Below are 242 nucleotides of genomic sequence, written 5' to 3' on the forward strand. Positions count from 1 at the left end.
CTTCGACGCCGCGTATCGACCGGTTTTCCTTCAGCGCTACGGCCATGGGGCACTGGTCGTGGGGAAGGCGGCTTCCATCGGTATTAAATAATTTCCAGGTTACGCACCACAGGTCGCCCAGCTGTGGCGTTCGACCCGACAACTCGACTGCTGCGCGGTTGTAGAACGTGATGCGTCCCTCGGCGTCAGTGGTGTACACCGCAGCCGGCAGAGCCTCCAGGAGATTGCGCATGTGCCGCTCG

At 61.6% G+C, this 242-nt stretch carries 1 protein-coding gene; it reads right to left on the reverse strand.

The genetic code is table 11. From position 1 onward, the window contains the following. Positions 1-242, reverse strand: a 242-nt coding sequence (locus AC0L3B_RS40145) for a PAS domain-containing protein (protein WP_473383557.1), incomplete at both ends; no start/stop codon positions are given.

Source organism: Bradyrhizobium sp. Kon56, assembly GCF_055807635.1.